The following is a 19,684-nucleotide window of genomic DNA, read 5'->3' on the forward strand; positions in this document are numbered from 1 at the left end:
ATGATATAAGTTTACCACTGCAAGGCCATATTACGGACAATTATAGGCCACGAAAAAACTTTTGACGAAAAAAAGGTTATATTTGTAATTATTGTATGATAGTATTGTATTTAGCTGGCCAGCTACCAATCTCATGGAATCTGGAGGATGAATTAATGAAAAAGCTGTCTGCTTCCTTGCTGACACTCATTTTTTTATTGGTATTTTCCATCCCTGTATCCGCAAATCCAGCAGAGTCAGACTCACGAGGCTTAGAACCCTTTAAAGATGCAAGTACAAAAAGCGAATCGGAAATTGACGAATACTTAAAACAAATGGGCTTTACTGACGAAGAATTAGGTTTTACGTCATTGGAATTAAAAAAAGATATTGCAAGTAACGGTGGCACAAAAATAAAAATCGAAGAGTTAGACCCTGAAGTTGTTGTTAAAGATGAACTTGGCAAAGCAGTCGCATCTTCTGATAAAATTTCCACTCAAGATGTCAGAGATGGAATCTTCAAATTGTATGGCTATGCATTTAAACTTGAATCTCCGAATAGTAAAGAAAATGCCTATCATGTTTATGCTCAGTATAGCTGGGACAGAGGTCCTTTGAATTATTACACTGATACATTAGCAATGGCCTGGCAAAGTAAAGTTACTCCTTATCGTTCTCCATATAGTGTCCATAACTGGAGAAGCGGATCACACCTTTATCAATACGAAAACCAACTACAGAAACAACAGAATGAAGGTAACTCTTTTGAGGTAGATGTGTTTGGATATCCAGATCCACAAGATGGATTTGCAAGACAAGAAGTAAGAGCTCCTAAATCACTTGCTGGCCAAACAGGCTCAGTGGAAATTGGTTATGCTCATAAACATATTCCACAAATAGCAAAAGCTATACTGTACTATTTCAGCATTGACTTCAGTGGATATTCACAGGATGAATATAGCGATAGATTTAATTTCACGTACTAAATTAGTTATCAATAATGCCAAAGATACCGTTTAAACAAGCGGTATCTTTGGCATTATAAATGGAGGTAATAAACGATGGTTTATCTGTATATGTTTTTGGGTGTTGTAGGTTACTATGCTTTAGGTTTCATCCTTACTTCTCTTGATTTGATAGTATTTAAAGGTGATGAGGCAGTTCAAGTCCTTATTTCAATGATTATTGGTATATTAGTGTACATTGCCGAAACTCTGGATGAAAAAAACAATGAAAAAGAGAAAAATGAGCCAAAAATCATTGACGAAACAGATGACATGTCTTAGCTATACATCTCGCTCAGGCCCAACTCTCCGCAAACTGTAAAATCAAATTCCCCTTCATCATCCAAATAACTGCGCCGAATGACCTGTTGCTGCATACTGGAAAGCTTGTCCATTGCCAGTGTAAGCAGCCGATCCTTGGCGGCCAGATCTGCCTCCTTATCCACGTTGTAAACGGCAATGGATCCAGTCTGCTTGCTGATCGCGTTGGTCGACTGATGCTCTCTATATGAATACACCTGCGTGATAGCCGCCGCGTGAACAGGTCATTCTGGCTGCTCCCGTACGCGATATCTAAGTCGGCTGCGATCCAGTTTTTTTGGTTAAGGCAGCATGTTGCAAATTGCTCAAGCAAACATGTTAACTTTTGCCGACCGGACTCCGATATTGAATAAACAAGATGTTTTGTGAGTGTACGGATGAAAAGAGGGGTAGCATTTTGCCGATCTATAAGCGTTTTATTCAGCATGTTATCCTGAACTATATTATAGGTTCGTTTATAGCTGTTCTGTTGGTAGGCGCGATTTTTGTATTTTCCACGTTAAATGTAGCCCACTATGAATTTTTAGGTCTTATGAAGATCATTGCTTTTTCCAGTATTATTATGATTGCTTGCGAAACGCTGGTATTTCGGATGCATCTGGGACCAGTTCGTCACTTTTTTCTGGATAAGCGGACGACGTTCGAGGATGTAGAAGCGATGTATATACGGATTCACCGTCTGCCTAATCTGTCAGTGTTACGTATTATGGTACCGCATTTGCTCGGTTTTTCCATCCCGGCAGCTAGTATGGCTATATGGATGATTCATACCGGACAGCTCACCCTGCCCTTCTATTATGTGGGAATTGCCTGTATAGGGGCTTGTCTGGTTGCTTCGATGCACGCGATGATTGAATTTTTCCTGACGATGAGGGCGATCCGTCCGTTGCTGATAGAAATTAGAGACCGAACTTATCAGAAATATGGAATTAACATATCGCTTCGGGGACGGGTGTTACTATCACTCCGGCACAAATTTCAGCTGAGTGCAACGTTGATTGGTGCATTTCCGCTTTTTTTGTTTTGCCTGGCCACGCAGATTCGGCTGGAACGTCTGGATAAGGCACTTTCCAGCTCCTATTGGTTATGGGCGGGCACGATTTTACTATTTGGTGTGGCCTTTGCTTATCTGGGAGGATGGCTGTTAACCCGTGAGATTGAGCAGCCGATTCAACATTTGCTGGAAAAGATGAACGAAGTGAAGGAAGGCCGCCTGAACGATAAGGCTAGAGATTTGTACTCTGACGAGTTTGCGAAGCTGGTTGAAGGCTTTAATATCATGGTTGAGGGATTGAAGGAACGGGAAGACAAAAACAGTCAGCTACAGGAAAGTTATTTCGCCACCTTGGCGGCAGCACTGGATGCGAGGGACGCTTATACCGCAGGACATTCTTTGCGTGTGGCTGAATACTCGGTGATCATTGGACGGCGGGGCGGTTTGAATGAGACAGACCTCGATTTGCTGCGCAAAACGGCATTACTGCATGATATCGGCAAAATCGGCGTAGCCGATGCTGTGCTGCTCAAGGATGGCAAGCTGACGGACGAGGAATTTGACCAGATTAAAATGCACCCGGTCATGGGAGAAAGCATTCTCCGCCAGGTGGAGCCGGCCGATGCCATGGCTCCTTATTTGCCCGGCGTGCGTTCGCACCATGAGCGTTATGATGGCAAAGGATATCCAGACCAGCTCTGCGGGGAGGATATCCCGCTATTTGGAAGGATCATTGCGGTAGCGGATGCGTATGATGCGATGACGTCTGACCGCCCATACCGGAAGGGTATGCAGAAAGAAAAAGCGGTTATGATATTGGAAGACGGAAAAGGAACCCAGTGGGACCCTTACTTTGCCGAATTATTTGTCGATGAATGGCGCCGGAACAAAGGCATCATGAGTTGACCCTATACTGTATATCCACCAGGCGAGCCGTTGCGGTTCGCTTTTTTTATATAGGGATGTACGCATCTTTTGACATGTCGAAAGCTGAAGCTTCATGTTATGATATACGAGAAAAGCAAAAGCGGTCAGCATAGGCCTGGCATCCAATTTTTCGCGCTATGGGAGTGTGAGTCCATGCAATTTTCAATGATGTTTCTAATGAATCTGGGGATGCTGATTGCCGTTGCCTATGTGGCGAACGTGATTTATAAATATGGGTTGAGTCGTACCTCTTCGCGATTTAAATATATCAGCTCGGTATTGCTGGTGGTATTTGGCGGATGGGTTAGCTCTTGCTTCGGTTTTAACTTTAGTGAGACGGTTATTTTTGACCTGCGCTTTGTGCCGTTGATTATCGCGGCGTTGGTGTATCCCCGCTCCTATACGCTTATTATTATCGGGGTAGCGATCGGGCTTACAAGATTTACCTTCGGTGTGAATATGGCGGCGTGGGTCGGCTTTCTGAATATGAGCATTCTGGGCGTGCTGTGCGCCGGATTGAACTACTGGATGCGCCGTTCCACCTGCCGTCTGATTATTAAGGCATCGGTGACTATTTTAGCAGTTAATATCGTAAATACGTTGAATATTGCCTTTCTAGGCGTTATTCCATGGCGCTATTATGTGGCGGAGGTTGTTCCTCTTACTTTGCCTATTGGCATTGTACTCAGCTTTTTATTTGCGCTGATTTTACGTGATTTTCAGATGGAGCAGATGCGTAATTATCAGATTAAGCAGGCGAATCAGCTATTATCAGAGCAGCGTGATGAGTTACAGAAGACGAAAATCATTTTGGAAGAACGGGCCAGACAGTTAATGGTGGCTTCCCAATATAAATCGGATTTTATGGCAACGATGTCGCATGAGCTGCGTACACCACTTAATAGCATTATTAATCTGGCGCAGATCATCAACGAGCAGGGAAAAGAACTGGATGAGGACGAGCTTTACCAGTATAGCGAGCTGATCTATGCTTCGGGGCATGATTTACTCCAGTTGATCAATGACATTCTGGACTTGTCCAAAGTCGAGGCGGGGCGGATGGAAATTGTCAGTGAGCCGGTCAGCGTGCGCGAGATTGCGCAGGTGATGATGATGCATTTTGAAGTCACTGCCAAGGACAAGAAGCTTGAATTCAGCTTGAACGAGCATGGCGATATACCGGATGAAATTCGATCCGATCCCAAACGTGTACAGCAAATTTTGCGCAACTTGTTATCTAATGCTTTTAAGTTCACTCATGAGGGACGTGTATTGCTGGAGATCAGCACACAGCATCTGGAACGAAAGGGGCAGGAGGGAGATTGGGTTGTAATTGCGGTAAAAGACACGGGCATCGGTATTTCCAAGCTCCAGCAGCATGTTATTTTTGAGGCATTCCAGCAGGCGAACGGTTCCATTAACCGCAAATATGGAGGAACCGGGCTGGGACTATCGATCAGCCGTGATTTATCCCGCTTGTTGGGCGGTTTTATACGTTTGGAGAGCGAGGAGGGCAAGGGAAGCACTTTTTCCCTGTATCTGCCCATGTGTCCGTCTGAAAGCAGGGAGGCGGGCGAACAGCCGTTTAAATTAGCCTAGTAAACAAGTGCAGGAGCAGGTGCGTTACAGGTTACAGGCATAAGGAGGTCTATCGTGGAGCGTAAAGCGGTCGTTGTGGGTGCAACGGGGCTTGTCGGGGGTTATGTTGTACGGGAGCTGCTGGTGCAAAAGGAATACAGCCGCGTCATGGTTGTGGGCAGACGTGCGCTGGAAATCAAGCATCCCAAGCTGGAACAGGCACTCATCGACTGGGAGCAGTCGCAGGAAGCGGCATCCGCCTTCGAAGGGGTTGATGATGTTTTTTGCTGCCTCGGGACGACGATGAAAAAGGCTGGCTCCAAGGAGCAGTTTCGTCAGGTGGATCTGGACTATCCGGTTCTGACCGCCCGGTTGGGCAAAGAGGCCGGTGCGGTGCAGATGCTCGCCATCTCCTCGATGGGGGCGGACCCGGATTCGCACGTGTTTTACAACCGTACAAAGGGAGAGGCTGAGGAGGCGCTTGCCGCTATTGGATTGCCTGCGTTGCATTTGTTTCGTCCGTCGCTGATTTTGGGCACGAGGCCGGAACGTCGTTTTGGCGAGGCCGCGGCTGCTGTCGTCATGAAGGCACTGGATGGCGTGATGACGGGTAAACTGGCTTCCTACCGTGCCATCCCGGCTTCGGTGATCGCGCGGGCTATGGTACGAATCGCTCTCGCGCATGCGAGCGGCGTACATATTTATCCGAATGATATCATTCGGGTCATCGGAGCTGAGCTGACACCTGGTGAGGGTGATTCAGGGACAGAGCGTAACAGTCATTAATGCGGAATAGTGGCTTTGGACTTCCCATGCTATAATACGGAGAACCAGTATCAGGAAGGAGCATTCAACCCATATGAAAAAAACAATTGCTACTGAAAAAGCGCCTGGCGCTATCGGACCCTATAGCCAAGCTGTAGAGGCGGGCGGTTTTATTTACACCTCAGGACAGCTTGGACTGAATCCGGCAACAGGTGAGTTCGGTAAAGATGTACAGGAGCAGGCTCGTCTGTCCTTGAGCAACGTACAAGCTATTCTGGAAGCGGCAGGAAGCAGCCTGAACCAAGTCGTGAAAGCGACCGTATTCCTGAAAGATATGAACGACTTTGTCAGCGTAAATGAAGTATACAGCTCTTTCTTCGAACAACCGTATCCGGCTCGTAGTGCGGTGGAGGTAGCTCGTCTGCCGAAGGATGCACTGGTGGAGATTGAAGTTATCGCCTTGAAGGGCGAATAGGCTAAGGAATACAAAAGAACTTCCAAAATCCACACTTGAGTTGGAAATGGAAGTTCTTTTTATGCGTACGGTATGTGTAATGTGATTCTTTTAGTCCCGTTCCCGGTTACGGGCAAAGAACAGCCACAGCGAGTACACCAGAATGATTGCGGCCAGAATGAATGCAGCCAGCCGCACGTTTTCATTGTCCGGATGTTTGATGGCGATGGCGACATAAGCCCACACGAACACAAGTGGATAAATGCTGTCACGATATGGAAAGCTGACCATGATAGCAAGCACGGTACCAATGAACAGGACGATGATCGCCCATGTGGTATCGCTGAGTCCCCAGCCGTTCCACTCGTTCTTTTCCAGTGCCACCGCGATATTGATGATGGTAGCGACGGATACCCAGCCAAGGTTCAGACTGAACGGCAGCTTGACGAACCACATTTCCCCGAGGGTTGGTTGCGGTGTACGAGAGCGTACATATACGACAGCCAGAGAGAGCAAGTACAGGATAATGACGATCACACACAACTCTACATATACATACTGCCACAAAAAAATCCAGATCATGTTGAAGATACAGCTTAAAATAAAGAAAAAACCGATAGACCGAACGCTCGTCTTGGTTTGTCCTGCCGATGTGGCCTGATACACAACAAAGCAGGCAAGCAGCAAGTAGATAACCGACCAGATGGAAAAGGCATAACCCGCAGGTGTTAGCAGGGTAGGATACATATTGGATACGGCAGCAGTGCTTCTTCCGCCGATGGGAAGTGTGGAAGCCAGAATGTTAACAACGATGACAGCAATAAATGCAATGATATTCCACCACTTGAATGGATGGGTTCGTGACATAGGGGCATCTCCTCCTCAATAAATGATGAACCGTGGAATGACCGACTGGTCACCATCTTCTAATATGAATATACCCACTTTTCTACCAAATATGTCCTTGCCGGGAAAAGTTTCATGCTACAAATATTTTATTAAAAGGTGTATGTATATGCTGTCATATGTAGTCCAATGATAAAAATTTTAACCACTAGAAGTAAGGAGACAAGAGGGATGAATGGTTTGGAAAAAGCGGGAAAGTTCGTAGGAGGAACCTTTTCGATCTGGGTAATTTTATTTGCATGTCTGGGATTTTTCTTTCCTGCGGCGTTTACAGGACTGAAAGGATACATACAGCTATTCCTTGGCATCGTGATGTTCGGTATGGGGCTGACGCTTTCCTCGGCTGATTTTCGTGAAGTATTCCGGCGTCCGGTTGATGTGGCTATTGGGGTAGTCGGGCATTATCTGATCATGCCGTTTTTGGCTTTTGCGTTAGCGCTGGTATTGCAGCTACCCCCAGATATTGCTGTTGGTGTTATTTTGGTAGGGTGTTGCCCGAGCGGCACCGCGTCCAACGTGATGACCCTTTTATCAAAAGGCGACGTGGCGCTGGGAGTATCCATTGCTTCGGTGTCGACGCTGATCGCGCCACTGGCAACTCCGGTCATGATCAGCCTGCTTGCTGGACGGTGGATGAATATTGATGCAAAGTCGCTGATTATGGATATTCTTGTCGTGGTTATTGTACCGATTGTGCTGGGGGTTATCGTCAAATCGCTGTTCCGTAAACAGGCTGAAGCAAGTGTCAAGGCACTGCCGCTTGTATCGACGCTGGCTATTGTGCTGATCGTGGCTATTGTAGTCGCAGGCAGCAGAGGCAAGATTTTGGAAACCGGCCCGATTATTTTTGCTGTGGTGATTTTGCATAACGGCATCGGGTTCCTGCTCGGGTATTGGTTTGCCAAGCTGTTCGGAATGAATCTGTCCAAACGCAAAGCCGTTACGTTGGAAACAGGGATGCAAAATTCCGGGCTGGGCGCTGCGCTGGCAGCGGCTCATTTTAATCCGATTGCCGCTGTGCCGAGTGCGATTTTCAGCGTGTGGCACAATATTTCCGGCTCGCTGCTTGCGACCTGGTTTTCCCGTCGGGAAGAAAAGGACAGCACAGCAGGGAGATAGCTAAAACGCTGTCAGGCACTTGGAATTGTACAGGCTCACCGAATGGTTTAGGGAGGATCAGAAGGGTTTTATTTGACTTTATATGAGCGGATCATTATACTGTGGTTGTTATAACCACTGTATTTAGGTAAGCAATATTACACATGCTTCATAAGAGTAAAGTTGCCTTGAATTCGTTTTTGGCATCATGGTAACAGCCCATATTCGTTTTGATCTGACTTACATTAAAGGAGAGAGTACCGAAATGAATCCGAAATATAAACCGCTATTTGAAGCTTTTACTCTGCCATCTGGCGTTACGTTGAAAAACCGTATTACGATGGCACCGATGACTAACTTTGCGTCTCATGAAAATGGTGAAGTCAGTGATCAGGAGTTGGCTTACTACCGTGAACGTTCCGGCGGTGTAGGTGCGGTCATTACCGCTTGCGTGTACGTGACTCCAGATGGTAAAGGCTTTGTAAATGAGTTTGGTGCGGACAAGGATGAAATGATTCCGAGCCTGCGCCGTCTAGCTGACACGATTCATCAGGAGGGCGCAAAAGCGATTCTGCAAATTTATCATGGCGGTCGTTTGTGCCCACCGGATCAGATACCGGACGGACAGCCGATCAGCGCAAGCGCGGTGGCTGAGGAAAAAGAAGGCGCACCTGTGCCGCGTGAAATGACCACCGACGATATTCACCGTGTTATCCGTGCCTATGGCGAAGCGACTCGCCGTGCGATTGAAGCGGGCTATGACGGCGTGGAGCTTCACGGAGCGAATGGATATCTGGTACAGCAGTTCTTCTCCCCGCATTCCAACCTTCGTACCGATGAGTGGGGGGGCAGCCTTGAGAAACGCTTGACCTTCCCGCTGGCGGTTGTTCATGAAGTGAAGAAAGTGATCGCAGAGCATGCGAAGCAGCCTTTCATTTTTGGATATCGCTTGTCTCCCGAAGAAGGAACCACGCCGGGCATTACACTGGACGATACGTTGGTGCTCGTTGACCGCTTGGCAGATCAAGGTCTGGATTACCTGCACATTTCCGTCAATCATTTCTTCGGCGGGTCCATTCGTGATCGTAGTGCAGAACAATCTCGTACCGTTATCATTCATGAAAAGGTGGGCGACCGTGTGCCTGTCATGGGCGTTGGCTCGCTGAATACGCCTGACGAAGCTCTCGGCGCACTGGAGACAGGTGTACCGCTGGTTTCACTGGGACGTCCGCTTTTGATGGAACCGCAATGGGTTCAGAAGGTGCAACACGGCACTGAAGATACGATCCGCACGACATTGTCCAAGCAAGCTCAACAGGAGCTGGTCATTCCGGACTACCTGTGGGGTGCGTTGACGACGGTGCCTGGCTGGATGCCTGTTACGGACTAAATCTCGAATGAAATGGATGAGGATACCCTGGGTTGCTTTCATGCACCTGGGGTATTTTTCTGCCCTGTAAATACATGCATACGAAAAACAGAGAAAGAAGGGAAATGACAATGTTAAATGAATCCAATGGCGCAAGTTTGATCACTTCCACCCATCCGGGGCTACAGATTCGGCTTTTACAAGTAAGTGATGCAGAACGATTATTGGAGATTAGACGCGAAAATTTTGATTTTCTTAAGCCATTTGAGCCGGAACGGCCTGAAATTTACTTTACGCTGGAAGAACAGGCCCGCCTGATTTCCATCGGCCTTGAGGCTGCGCGAGCCGGGCAGGGATATACGTTTGGACTTTTTTTGCCGGAAAATGATAAGCTTATCGGCAGAATGGAGCTATCGGGCGTAGCCAGAGGCCCTTTTCAAAATGCGAATCTGGGGTACTTCGTAGATCCTGCACATCACGGACAAGGCTACGCCACCTCAGCAGTAAAGGATATTGTACGTTACGCCATCAATGAATTGGGATTGCACCGTATACAGGCCGGGGTTATGCCGAGAAATACGCCATCCAATCGAGTGATGGAAAAGGCCGGATTTCGCCGGGAAGGGCTGGCTATATCCTATTTGAAGATTAATGGTGTCTGGGAAGACCATGTGCTATATGCGTTAACGGCTGAGGATCTACAGAATGGCGTTTTCTGAACTCGCCGGGCGTGATGCCCTCCAGTTTTTTGAATACCTTGCCAAAATATTTTTCGTCCTGATAACCAACCATACCGGCAATATGATGAAGGCGTAGCTTGTCGTTTAACAGCAGCAGCTTCGCTTTGTCCATCCTGATCCGACATAGATACTCGGACAGATTAACGCCGTATTCCTGCTTGAATTTACGAGAGATATATTCCCGACTGAGGTAAAAACGGCTCGCCATATCCTGTAGGGAAATGTCCTCATCGTAATGAGCGTCCAGATAGCGGGCAATATCACGGATAACAGGATTGCTTGGGCTATGGCTTGGTGTAAGGGCCTGCCCGGCTGCAAGCAGTCGGTTTTCAACCTGCTTCTGCCATAGGGGCAGGGATAGCAAGCCCCGGTTGTCGATCGGCAGGGCAGGGATGGAGCTGTGCTCGTCTGCCAGTTCCTCGCCTGCGGCATCTCCGGGTCTGTCATTCAGCCAGCGAGCCAGCATCCAGTCCAGCTCCTGATTCCAGCCGACCAGTTGCTCTGCCGTAACCGAAGGTAGCTCGGCTACGGCTGCTATCCAGCCTCCTGCCGCCGCAGCTATACGACTGGCGTTGCAGCTAAGCGCACTAAGCCGCAGCTCCTCCTCCATCTCGGGAAGCTGGGGAAGACGTACGGCTTGCCGTGCAAGAGAGCTATGGTGCAGCCAGTCGGCGGCTTGCAGCACATCCCGTTTCCACAATGCTTGCCGCGCTTCCTGGTAGGCTGTGGCCGCCGCCACGGGAAAGGCACCGAAAGAGCCGATTCCAATATGCATATAGCACCGCAACGCCGTTCTTATCCCTGTGTGTATATCCTGCAAGAGCAGCGGCCAGCGGGACGGTTCGCCCCAATACAGCAGAATAATTTCGTCCATACGCTCCAGATGGCGGAACGCAATCCCGGTCTGGGAATTCCCGAGAAACTCGGTACAGATGTTAATCAGGGAAAAGCCCAGAAGCGTGTGCCGCGTCTTATATTTGTCCAGCATATCGGCATCCAGTTGAGTGGTGCTCATCACCGCTGCATTGCACATATGAATATCCGCAGGAAGATGCAGTTCCTCACGTAAAGGCGTGATGGAAAGATGGGTATTCGCCGTGCCGGACACCAGCTCGGTCAGGAGCTTGTCGGCATAGTGCGGCCTCATCCGGTTCACCTCAATGGCCTGCATCGTGTGCCTGTTCCGGTCTTGCTCCGCTGTCTGCCAGGCTTGAGTGGCTTTGGTTAATGCCTCGTTAATCTCCACCGGGTCCACAGGCTTGAGAATATAGTCCATGCCTCCCCGACGGATGACCTGCCGGACCAGCTCAAAATCGTCATAGCCGCTGACCACCACGACTCTGGTCGCGGGGGAATTCACCTGAATCCACTCCATCAGGGCCACCCCGTCCTTGCCTGGCATCCGCATATCCGTGAGTACAACAGGTGGCGAAAAGGCGGTGATGACCTCAATCGCCTGATCGCCCGACTCGGCTTCAATGACCTCGGTCACGCCGCAAGCTTCCCAATGTACAAGCATCCGAATGGCATGGCGCACATGCTTTTCATCATCCACAATCAGCACTTTCATGACAGGTCACTCTCCCTTAATATGAATTTCGGTATGAGCTTCGGTACGAATTTCGAGAGTATAACGAACGCCATGAGGCAGAATATTGTCTACATACAGGGTGTTAGAGCCATCTTCGGAGTGAAGCTGGATGCGCAGCAGCACATTACGGAGTCCGATGGAATCCGACTCGCCAGTGTTCGGTTCCTCATAGGCTTTCAGCGGACGTTTCAGTATATGCTGGAGCTGCTCCAACTCAGCCTGCGGAATGGGAGTTCCGTTATTTTCCACTGTTATCTTCACGATTCCTTCCCGAATCCGGCAGCCTGCAATTCGAATCTCACCATGTCCCAGCCGTGGATCAGCACCGTGTTTAAAATAATTTTCCACTAATGGCTGGAGAATCATTTTGGGCACCTGGTCATCCAGGACTCCATCTGCCCACTGGTAAGTAACCTCTAATTGCTCGCCAAAGCGTTCTTTTTGCAAATCGAGATATTGCTTTACGTGCTCGGCCTCTTCCTTGAGTGTAACGACTGTATGATCCCGCATGTTATAGCGCAGCATTTTGGCAAGAGAAGAGAGCAGAGAATAGATTCGCGGCACCTCATGCTGTAGAGCCAGCGTTCCGATAGATTGTAGCGTATTGTATAAAAAATGAGGATTAATCTGTGCTTGAAGCGCTTTCAATTGATGTGTCTTGTTCGCCAGTTCGAGCTTGTATTCCCGTAAAATGAGGTTGTTGATGGTATCCATCATCTGTCTGAAACGGCGTGACAGCACTCCGATCTCATCATTGCTCATGGCCCGGATGTCTACATCCAGTTGACCGGACTGAATCTGGTTTATGTAGCGGGTCAGTCGTTTGATGGGCTCCGTGATTTTGATGGAAATCCACAAGGTGGCGACAATGACGAGCAGCAATGCAGCGCCTGTAATGACTGCATTGATCTGGGTTAGGCGAGTGGCCCGTAAATAAAGCGTGCGATTAGGGATTTTCTTGACGATCGTCCAGCCTGACAGGTTGGCATCCAGCTTGCCATACACCTGCAATGCCGTATCGTCTTCAATGACTCCATGCTCGCCTTCTTTAGAAATTCGATTAATCAGACCGGATTCCTTCCAGTGTGTTCCAATCAACGCTTCCTGTCCACTATATATGATCGTTCCGTTCCGGTCGATCAAAAACAGTTCCTCTGTATCTGCATCGTACAATTGACGGCAAATGCTGCGCAGCGGCTCCAGACGAACATCCATAGCAAGTACCCCAAGCGTCTCTGAGGAAGGAATGTTCCGAATCGCCCGATGGAGTGTGAATACCTGTCGCTGTGTGTTGTGCTCCGCATAGGAAACCGCCGAAAAGCCGTACAAATGCTTCGTATGTGAAGGCTGAATAAACAATCCGGAAGAGCCGTAATGAATAGAGCCGGGAAAGGGGGCCAGCCGGAATTCCCGTAGAGGGACCGTGCTGGTAATCAGCGTAGATTGCCTGGCCTCAAAAGAGTGCAAATACACCTGGTCGATGCCTGACGAAGCATTCATCATCGTTTGCAGCGTGGTGTAAATTTCGGCGACGGCCCGGTAATCATCCGGAATTTTAGCCAGATTGCGCAGGAAATGAGGATCATTATAGACTCCAATGGACGCGCGGTTCAATGCCTGTAAATAGTTATCCAGATTCGTAATTCCCTGAAAAATAAGCCGTTCATTTTCTTGTGTGGCCTGCTCTCGCAAGGATTGCTTGGTAAGAATGAAGGTCATGGTCATCGACAGCAGCAGCGGCAGAGTGACCGCAATTAACAGAAACCAGATCAGACGAGAACGAATGCTATGGAATTTCATGCGGATAGCTCCTTTCACGATTCAAGGCAAGCCGGAGGTCAATATTTTCCCCCTGAATGGTTCACGATCTTGCGTGTTCTCCAGAGCGCTTATTCGACATAATGAACATGTGAACCGCAAATCATATGGTCAAAGCGTCCATGCTGCTTGATGAGGAAGCCGTAAGGAGCGCTTCAGACACCAACAGACAACAAAGGAGGGGATCGGCTTGAACCGCGCCAAATCGTCGCAATGGCTCCAGCAATGGATCTTCGTAGGGCCGTCGACGTTATTTTTCGTTATCATTATTGTAATCCCTTTCATGCTGGGAATGTACTATTCTTTTACTGAGTGGAATGGAGTTGCTAATCAGGCAAAGTGGGTCGGATTGGATAATTTCAGTCACATTTTACTGGATGATGACAAGTTTAGGACAGCGTTCTGGTTTACGGTCCGTTTTACGGTGATTGGAGTAGTGGCTGCGAATATGATTGGTTTTCTGCTGGCGTATTTTTTAACCAAGCCGCTGAAGACCAAAAATGTGCTGAGGACTATTTTTTTCATGCCCAATGTGATTGGAGGGCTGTTGCTGGGATTTATATGGCAGTTTATTTTTGTCAAAGGATTTGCAGCGATTGGAGAGAGTACGGACTTGTCTTTCTTCAATCTGCCCTGGCTGGGAGATGAGATCACGGCTTTCTGGGGGATTGTGATCGTGTTTATCTGGCAAACCGCCGGATATTTGATGGTTATCTACATCTCTTCCCTGACCAATGTACCTCGGGATATGCTGGAGGCAGCCGAAATTGACGGAGCGAGTCGGATGCAAATATTAAGGTCAATTATACTGCCCTTGATCATGCCTGCCGTTACGGTATGTCTTTTCCTGGCGATCTCGTGGTCGTTTAAAATGTTCGATCTCAATTTGTCACTGACCAAAGGGGGGCCCTTCGGTTCCACAGAGTCGGTCGCACTTAATATTTATAACGAGGCGTTTGTGAATAATCGTTATGGGCTGGGAACGGCCAAGGCACTCATATTCTTTATCATTGTTGCGCTTGTTACGAGCCTTCAGGTGCGTTTGACGAAAAGCCGGGAGGTGGAGGCGTAAATGGAAACAAGCAAGCGTTACCGTGCTGGAACATGGGTGACCGAGCTGGTGATGATACTCGTCGCTTTGATCTTCCTCGTTCCGTTTTATTTTTTATTCGTCAATTCGGTCAAAAGCTTTGGTGATCTGCTCACCGATTCGGCAGCCTGGCCGCAAACGTTTGTATGGAGTAACTATGTCAGAGCATGGAGCATTACACGTTTTCCCGAGGCCTTATGGAATTCACTCGTGGTTACGGTGGTCAGTAATCTGTCGCTCGCACTGATCAGCTCGATGGCTGCTTACCGGATGGTCCGGCATCCGACGCGTTATAACCGGGTGTTGTTCACCCTGTTTGTGGCTGCCATGGTCATTCCTTTTCAATCCGTGATGATTCCTTTGGTCAAGGTGGTTAGTACGCTGGATTTAATGAACAGCATCAGTGGTCTGGTTATCTGTTATTTGGGATTCGGAGCGCCGATGTCCATCTTTCTCTTTCACGGGTTTGTTAAAGGCGTACCGGTTGAGGTGGAGGAGGCGGCTACGGTAGACGGCTGTACGCCTTACGGTGTGTTTTTCCGCATTGTATATCCGTTGATGCTGCCGATGATGGTAACGGTTATTATTTTGAATACACTCTGGATCTGGAATGACTATCTGCTGCCTTCTCTTGTGCTGCAAAAGGCGGAGCTGCGAACGATTCCAATTGCGACCTATGCCTTTTTCGGGCAATACACCAAGCAGTGGGATTTGGCATTGCCCGCACTGGTACTAGGCATCTTGCCAGTGATCGTGTTCTTTCTGGCCATGCAAAAATATATTATTCAAGGTATTATGGCAGGCTCAGTCAAGGGATGAGTGTGGGATGAACTGAAAATGTTCATGGTGTGCCACTCCGCAAACGGATGGTACTTACCATCGCTGTTGCCTCCAGATTCCCCTGAATAAACGGATAAAGGTGGGAATCTAGAGACAAAGGCGAGCGCTATCGCTTGTTCAGCACCATTCCGTTTGCTCCGTTTCCATATGAATTTTTCGAGTTCATCTTATTTGAAATTTAAAATAGAAAGGAACATGAATATGAAAACGCATACTTTTAAAAAGAAAGCCCAAACTCTGATTCTGCTTCTCGCTGCTTTTGCACTTGTTCTGGCAGGCTGTAACAGTAGCGGCGGTGAACAAAATGCAGGAAAAGAGGAAGCCAAGGAAAAGACGATTCATATTTTTCAGTTCAAAGTGGAAATTGCAGAGGCACTCAATCGCATGAAGGCGGAATATGAAGCGTCCCATCCGGGAATCAAGCTCGATATTCAGACCGTGGGCGGAGGTAGCGACTATGGGGCTGCCTTGAAGGCGAAGTTTGCCTCCGGGGAGCAACCGGATATTTTTAACGTAGGAGGCTACCGGGAGCTGGATACGTGGCTGGAGTATTTGGAGGACCTGTCTGACCAGCCTTGGGTCGGTGACGTGGTCGATGTCGCCAAGGAGCCCATGAGCAAGGACGGCAAGCTGTACGGTCAGCCGATGAATCTGGAGGGCTACGGCTTTATTTATAACAAGGATTTATTCAAGAAAGCGGGCATTACCGAGACACCCAAAACGCTGTCCGAGCTGGAAGGGGCTGCCCAAAAGCTCCAAGCCGCAGGCATTACCCCTTTTTCTAATGGATACCAGGAGTTTTGGGTGCTGGGGAATCATTTGCTGAACGTGGCATTTGCCAATCAGCCGGACCCGTCAGCTTTTGTGAAGGGACTGAATGATGGAACAGCGAAAATCCCGGGTAACGCTGTATTCGCAGAGTGGATTAAGTTGTTCGATCTGACGCTCAAGTACGGCAATTCCAAGCCGCTGACGACGGATTACAATACTCAGGTCACGAATTTTGCTACGGGCACGGCCGCCATGATGCAGCAAGGGAATTGGACCCAAGTACAAATTGACGGGATTAATCCAAAGCTGAATCTGGGTATTCTGCCTATGCCGATTGGTGAAGACGCCGCAGCCGGAGATAAGCTGTTTGTAGGAGTCGCCAACAACTGGGTAGTTAACAAAAATTCATCTGTCAAAGCTGAGGCGAAGGAGTTTTTAAACTGGATGGTGACATCCGAGCAGGGTAAAAAGTATATCACCAAGGAATTCAAATTCATTCCGGCGTTCAAGAGCATTAAAGGGTCAGAGGCCGATATGGGCCAATTGGGTGCCGAAGTGGTGAAATACAGTCAGGAAAACAAGCTGCTGGGCTGGTTCTTTAGCCGCTATCCTGAAGGAGCGCAGCAGGAATTCGGCAGTCAGATGCAAGCCTATGTGGCGGGTAAATCGGATGCCGGGAAGCTGTTCGAGGATTTCCAGAGCACGTGGGATAATTTGAAGACCAAATAGTTGGAACGAAACCGAGGACTCATCCAATCCATGTTCCGTTGCCTGTCGAAGTTAACTCGACAGGCTTTATTTATTTTAAGCTTTCCGATACAGAACCAGCACTTAACTCCTAATCATTGATTTTATTTCTAAATTTCCGGAAATTTTTGGGTGTTATATGATGATGTTTTTTAAAAGACTGAATGAAGTGATTTACATGGTTGAATCCAACCCTGTGGGCTATTTCAGTTATTGTATAATCTGTTGAAATTAATAACTCACTGCCTTTCTTGATACGGTACTTAATTAAGTAGTCGTAAGGTGTCATATGAATTGTTCTCTTAAAACTACGAGTACATTCCGAAACACTTAGATGCGCTGTATCAGCAATCTCTTGCAGTGTTATATTATTGGGGTAGTTTTGATGGATGAAGCTGAGCATTAATTGAAGTCTTTCTTGTTGCAGCTTTAAGTATTTAGGTGCTTCCTCAGAAGAAAGCGAAATGTTAGAAATTAAGGTGAACCATAATTGTACAGTTTTGATAGAAACCTCATATTCCCATCCCCAGCTTTTTTTTGTATCAAATCTTATTTTCATATCCCAAAGCATTTCCAGTACTTTAGTTTGCCATTCAACATCCCCTTTGATTACTAGCGATAATAAGAGAGAGTTTGTAAAAGGCAGTACATAATTTTTTTCCATCGCACTATCCGCATAAAAGGCCAGCAGCTTCTCAGGAAAATTAAAACTCACGTATTGGCCGTTATGTGTTAGGTGTGTAGTAACATGTAGGACTCCCTTATTAATTAAAATGGCCTGGCCTGCTTCTAATTCATGGTCAATTCCATTAACTTGTATAGTTAGTTTTCCTTTAGTTACTAAAGTAATTTGTAGTTCTTCGTGCCAGTGTAAATCGTTGAAACCTCTACCTTCAGGGATAATTTTTAGAGCGTTAGCAGTGTACATAATGTATGGAAATGAAGCATCCGGATAGAAAATAGTCTCGTGCAATTGTTTAGACATTATAGAAGTCCTTTCCGAGTGATGATATTTCTATATAATTCAATGATATTATTGCACAAAAAAAAGGGTGGTGGTGATATTATTATATTCAATCTTTCATTTATCAAACAGTCTTGTGCACAGACAATGAGGTAAAACATCTTGGAGGCATAATTAAGGTGAAAATAAAGAAATCGAAGTTAGCGTTTCATCCGTATATTTTACTTTTTATCAGCATATTGTCTGTTTCTGTCTCTTCCATCATGATCAAATCTTCGGATACTCCAACCTCAGTGGCTGGAATGTACCGATTGTACATGGCAGTAATCATTATGCTTCCTTTCGTACCCTGGAAAACTGTACGATCCTTGCAATTAGGTAAAAAAGATTGGGGTACCATTTTTGTAGCTGGCCTATTTCTCGGGTTACACTTCTTATGTTGGATGGAATCATTAGTGTATACCTCTGTTGCAAGCTCGATGGTCATTTTAGCATTACAACCTTTGTTTGTAATCATTGGTTCATACTTCATATTCAATGAACGATCAAATATATTAACAATTCTTTGTTTGATAGCTGCCCTTTTCGGTTCAGTAATCATAGCTTGGGGAGACATAGGGATTTCAAGGGAAGCGTTAATAGGTGATGGATTATCTTTATTAGGAACAATCTTAGTTTCAGCATATATGTTGGCAGGGCAAAAGGTCAGTCATAAAATAGAGACAAATTTGTACAGTGTTATTGTGTTCTTTATTGGTGGGAGCGTCATGCTGGTCTATAGTTTGTTAAATAATTATTCAGTGATAGAATATGACTCTGCTGATTGGACATATTTCTTTTTACTTGCAGTAATCCCAACTATTTTTGGACAATATATTTTTAATCAGTTATTAAAGTCTTTAGGCGCAACCACTGTTTCTGTAGGTATTATTGGAGAACCTGTTCTCGCTATAATCCTTGCCTATTTATTTTTGGGTGAAACAACCTCTATATTTCAATTTATTGGAGGGTTTATGACGCTCTTGGGTATGGGAGGATTTTTTTGGACAAAATCTATGAACTATACAGCTGCTAAAAATACAGTAGCTAAGAATTAAATTTGTTATTCATTAGTGTGTGATTTAGAAAAAATATAGTGTATGAGGAGAATTCTAAATGGTAACGATTGATGATTTTTTGAAGCTGGATATTCGTGTTGGAACAATTGTTAAGGCTGAGTTTTTCGCAAAAGCAAAAATACCAGCTATCAAACTTGAGATTGATTTTGGACAAGAGATCGGAATTAAAACGTCTAGTGCACAAATTACTAAACGATATGTAGCTGAAGAAATAATAGGGAAACAAGTAATTGGGGTGATCAACTTCCCTCCGCGACGTATAGCCGGATTTAATTCAGAGGTATTAGTTCTTGGTGGGCTGCCGGATAAAGGGGACGTGGTTCTCTTAAAACCGGATGTTAAGCTACCTGATGGAACACCGATTGGATGATAGATATAATTCAATTTACCGGACAAACTAACGAACAGATATGTATTACACTGACAGACTGTTCAGACCATATCTGGCCGATAAGATGAGAGCATATAAGGTAATTACTGAAGTTGGTAACGTTCAGAATAACGATAAAGCACGCAATAGAGTCCTCGTATTTCAGGTAGAGATATGGTCCTGAAATACGAGGGCTTTTCTATTAACAGATATATAACTATAAAAGCTGGCTTAAAAGTT

19 protein-coding genes are annotated in these 19,684 nt (G+C 46.6%); 14 read left to right on the forward strand and 5 right to left on the reverse strand.

Annotation, left to right across the window (positions count from 1 at the left end; all coding sequences use genetic code 11):
• The first annotated feature begins 155 nt into the window (after window positions 1-155).
• Window positions 156-965: a hypothetical protein gene (locus ACWXW9_RS13350; protein ID WP_494929782.1), complete on the forward strand. Its 810-nt coding sequence runs from the start codon at window positions 156-158 to the stop codon at window positions 963-965.
• 75 nt (window positions 966-1,040) lie between these two features.
• Window positions 1,041-1,265, forward strand: coding sequence for a hypothetical protein (locus ACWXW9_RS13355; protein ID WP_494929783.1), 225 nt, complete (start codon window positions 1,041-1,043; stop codon window positions 1,263-1,265).
• Here ACWXW9_RS13355 and ACWXW9_RS13360 read toward each other — a convergent pair.
• Window positions 1,262-1,501, reverse strand: a complete 240-nt coding sequence (locus ACWXW9_RS13360) for an ArpU family phage packaging/lysis transcriptional regulator (protein ID WP_494929784.1) — start codon at window positions 1,499-1,501, stop codon at window positions 1,262-1,264. The two genes, ACWXW9_RS13355 and ACWXW9_RS13360, sit on opposite strands and share 4 nt — an antisense overlap.
• Window positions 1,502-1,701: 200 nt before the next feature.
• Between ACWXW9_RS13360 and ACWXW9_RS13365 the strand changes: the two genes are divergently transcribed.
• From ACWXW9_RS13365 to ACWXW9_RS13380, 4 genes are all read left to right on the forward strand, one after another.
• The gene (locus ACWXW9_RS13365; protein ID WP_494929785.1) at window positions 1,702-3,204 is read left to right on the forward strand and encodes an HD-GYP domain-containing protein; all 1,503 of its coding nucleotides are present in this window, start codon (window positions 1,702-1,704) and stop codon (window positions 3,202-3,204) included.
• A gap of 174 nt (window positions 3,205-3,378) precedes the next feature.
• A complete protein-coding gene (locus tag ACWXW9_RS13370; protein WP_494929786.1) occupies window positions 3,379-4,824 on the forward strand; it encodes an ATP-binding protein in 1,446 nt (481 codons plus the stop codon).
• Window positions 4,825-4,878: 54 nt separating this feature from the next.
• The gene (locus tag ACWXW9_RS13375) at window positions 4,879-5,589 is read left to right on the forward strand and encodes an oxidoreductase (RefSeq protein ID WP_494929787.1); all 711 of its coding nucleotides are present in this window, start codon (window positions 4,879-4,881) and stop codon (window positions 5,587-5,589) included.
• Between the two features lie 73 nt (window positions 5,590-5,662).
• Entirely contained in the window at window positions 5,663-6,043 is a 381-nt protein-coding gene (locus ACWXW9_RS13380) for a RidA family protein (protein WP_014279543.1), read from the forward strand.
• A gap of 90 nt (window positions 6,044-6,133) precedes the next feature.
• Here ACWXW9_RS13380 and ACWXW9_RS13385 read toward each other — a convergent pair whose 3' ends face one another.
• Window positions 6,134-6,889: a TspO-related membrane protein gene (locus tag ACWXW9_RS13385; protein ID WP_494929788.1), complete on the reverse strand. Its 756-nt coding sequence runs from the start codon at window positions 6,887-6,889 to the stop codon at window positions 6,134-6,136.
• Window positions 6,890-7,099: 210 nt separating this feature from the next.
• Between ACWXW9_RS13385 and ACWXW9_RS13390 the strand changes: the two genes are divergently transcribed.
• The 3 genes from ACWXW9_RS13390 to ACWXW9_RS13400 all read left to right on the forward strand — a co-directional run bounded on the left by ACWXW9_RS13390 (window position 7,100) and on the right by ACWXW9_RS13400 (window position 10,114).
• Complete coding sequence (locus ACWXW9_RS13390; RefSeq protein WP_494929789.1) at window positions 7,100-8,047, forward strand: bile acid:sodium symporter family protein; 948 nt, start codon at window positions 7,100-7,102, stop codon at window positions 8,045-8,047.
• Between the two features lie 244 nt (window positions 8,048-8,291).
• Window positions 8,292-9,416 (forward strand): NADH-dependent flavin oxidoreductase, encoded by a 1,125-nt coding sequence (locus ACWXW9_RS13395; RefSeq protein WP_494929790.1) that lies wholly within the window; start codon window positions 8,292-8,294, stop codon window positions 9,414-9,416.
• Window positions 9,417-9,526: 110 nt separating this feature from the next.
• Window positions 9,527-10,114 (forward strand): GNAT family N-acetyltransferase, encoded by a 588-nt coding sequence (locus tag ACWXW9_RS13400; RefSeq protein ID WP_494929791.1) that lies wholly within the window; start codon window positions 9,527-9,529, stop codon window positions 10,112-10,114.
• Here the strand turns inward: ACWXW9_RS13400 and ACWXW9_RS13405 are convergent.
• Together ACWXW9_RS13405 and ACWXW9_RS13410 are read right to left on the reverse strand one after the other, a co-directional pair.
• Window positions 10,044-11,705 carry a response regulator gene (locus ACWXW9_RS13405; RefSeq protein WP_494929792.1) on the reverse strand — a complete coding sequence of 554 codons (1,662 nt, stop codon included), beginning with the start codon at window positions 11,703-11,705 and terminating at the stop codon, window positions 10,044-10,046. The genes ACWXW9_RS13400 and ACWXW9_RS13405 overlap by 71 nt on opposite strands.
• Before the next feature lie 6 nt (window positions 11,706-11,711).
• Window positions 11,712-13,526 (reverse strand): sensor histidine kinase, encoded by a 1,815-nt coding sequence (locus ACWXW9_RS13410; RefSeq protein ID WP_494929793.1) that lies wholly within the window; start codon window positions 13,524-13,526, stop codon window positions 11,712-11,714.
• Between the two features lie 208 nt (window positions 13,527-13,734).
• Between ACWXW9_RS13410 and ACWXW9_RS13415 the strand changes: the two genes are divergently transcribed.
• The 3 genes from ACWXW9_RS13415 to ACWXW9_RS13425 all read left to right on the forward strand — a co-directional run bounded on the left by ACWXW9_RS13415 (window position 13,735) and on the right by ACWXW9_RS13425 (window position 16,974).
• Window positions 13,735-14,616, forward strand: coding sequence for a carbohydrate ABC transporter permease (locus ACWXW9_RS13415; RefSeq protein WP_044646534.1), 882 nt, complete (start codon window positions 13,735-13,737; stop codon window positions 14,614-14,616).
• Window positions 14,617-15,453, forward strand: coding sequence for a carbohydrate ABC transporter permease (locus ACWXW9_RS13420; RefSeq protein WP_137061417.1), 837 nt, complete (start codon window positions 14,617-14,619; stop codon window positions 15,451-15,453).
• Window positions 15,454-15,675: 222 nt separating this feature from the next.
• Window positions 15,676-16,974, forward strand: a complete 1,299-nt coding sequence (locus tag ACWXW9_RS13425; protein ID WP_494929794.1) for an ABC transporter substrate-binding protein — start codon at window positions 15,676-15,678, stop codon at window positions 16,972-16,974.
• A 109-nt stretch (window positions 16,975-17,083) separates the two neighbouring features.
• Here the strand turns inward: ACWXW9_RS13425 and ACWXW9_RS13430 are convergent, their stop codons facing one another.
• Window positions 17,084-17,977 carry an AraC family transcriptional regulator gene (locus tag ACWXW9_RS13430; RefSeq protein ID WP_494929795.1) on the reverse strand — a complete coding sequence of 298 codons (894 nt, stop codon included), beginning with the start codon at window positions 17,975-17,977 and terminating at the stop codon, window positions 17,084-17,086.
• A 158-nt stretch (window positions 17,978-18,135) separates the two neighbouring features.
• Here ACWXW9_RS13430 and ACWXW9_RS13435 point away from each other — a divergent pair, with 158 nt between their 5' ends.
• Together ACWXW9_RS13435 and csaA are read left to right on the forward strand one after the other, a co-directional pair.
• On the forward strand, window positions 18,136-19,053 hold the full coding sequence (locus tag ACWXW9_RS13435) for a DMT family transporter (RefSeq protein ID WP_494929796.1): 918 nt from the start codon (window positions 18,136-18,138) through the stop codon (window positions 19,051-19,053).
• Window positions 19,054-19,111: 58 nt separating this feature from the next.
• Window positions 19,112-19,444: a chaperone CsaA gene (gene csaA / locus ACWXW9_RS13440; protein WP_494929797.1), complete on the forward strand. Its 333-nt coding sequence runs from the start codon at window positions 19,112-19,114 to the stop codon at window positions 19,442-19,444.
• The last annotated feature ends 240 nt before the right edge of the window (window positions 19,445-19,684 follow it).

This window comes from Paenibacillus sp. LT-B23, from assembly GCF_059417685.1.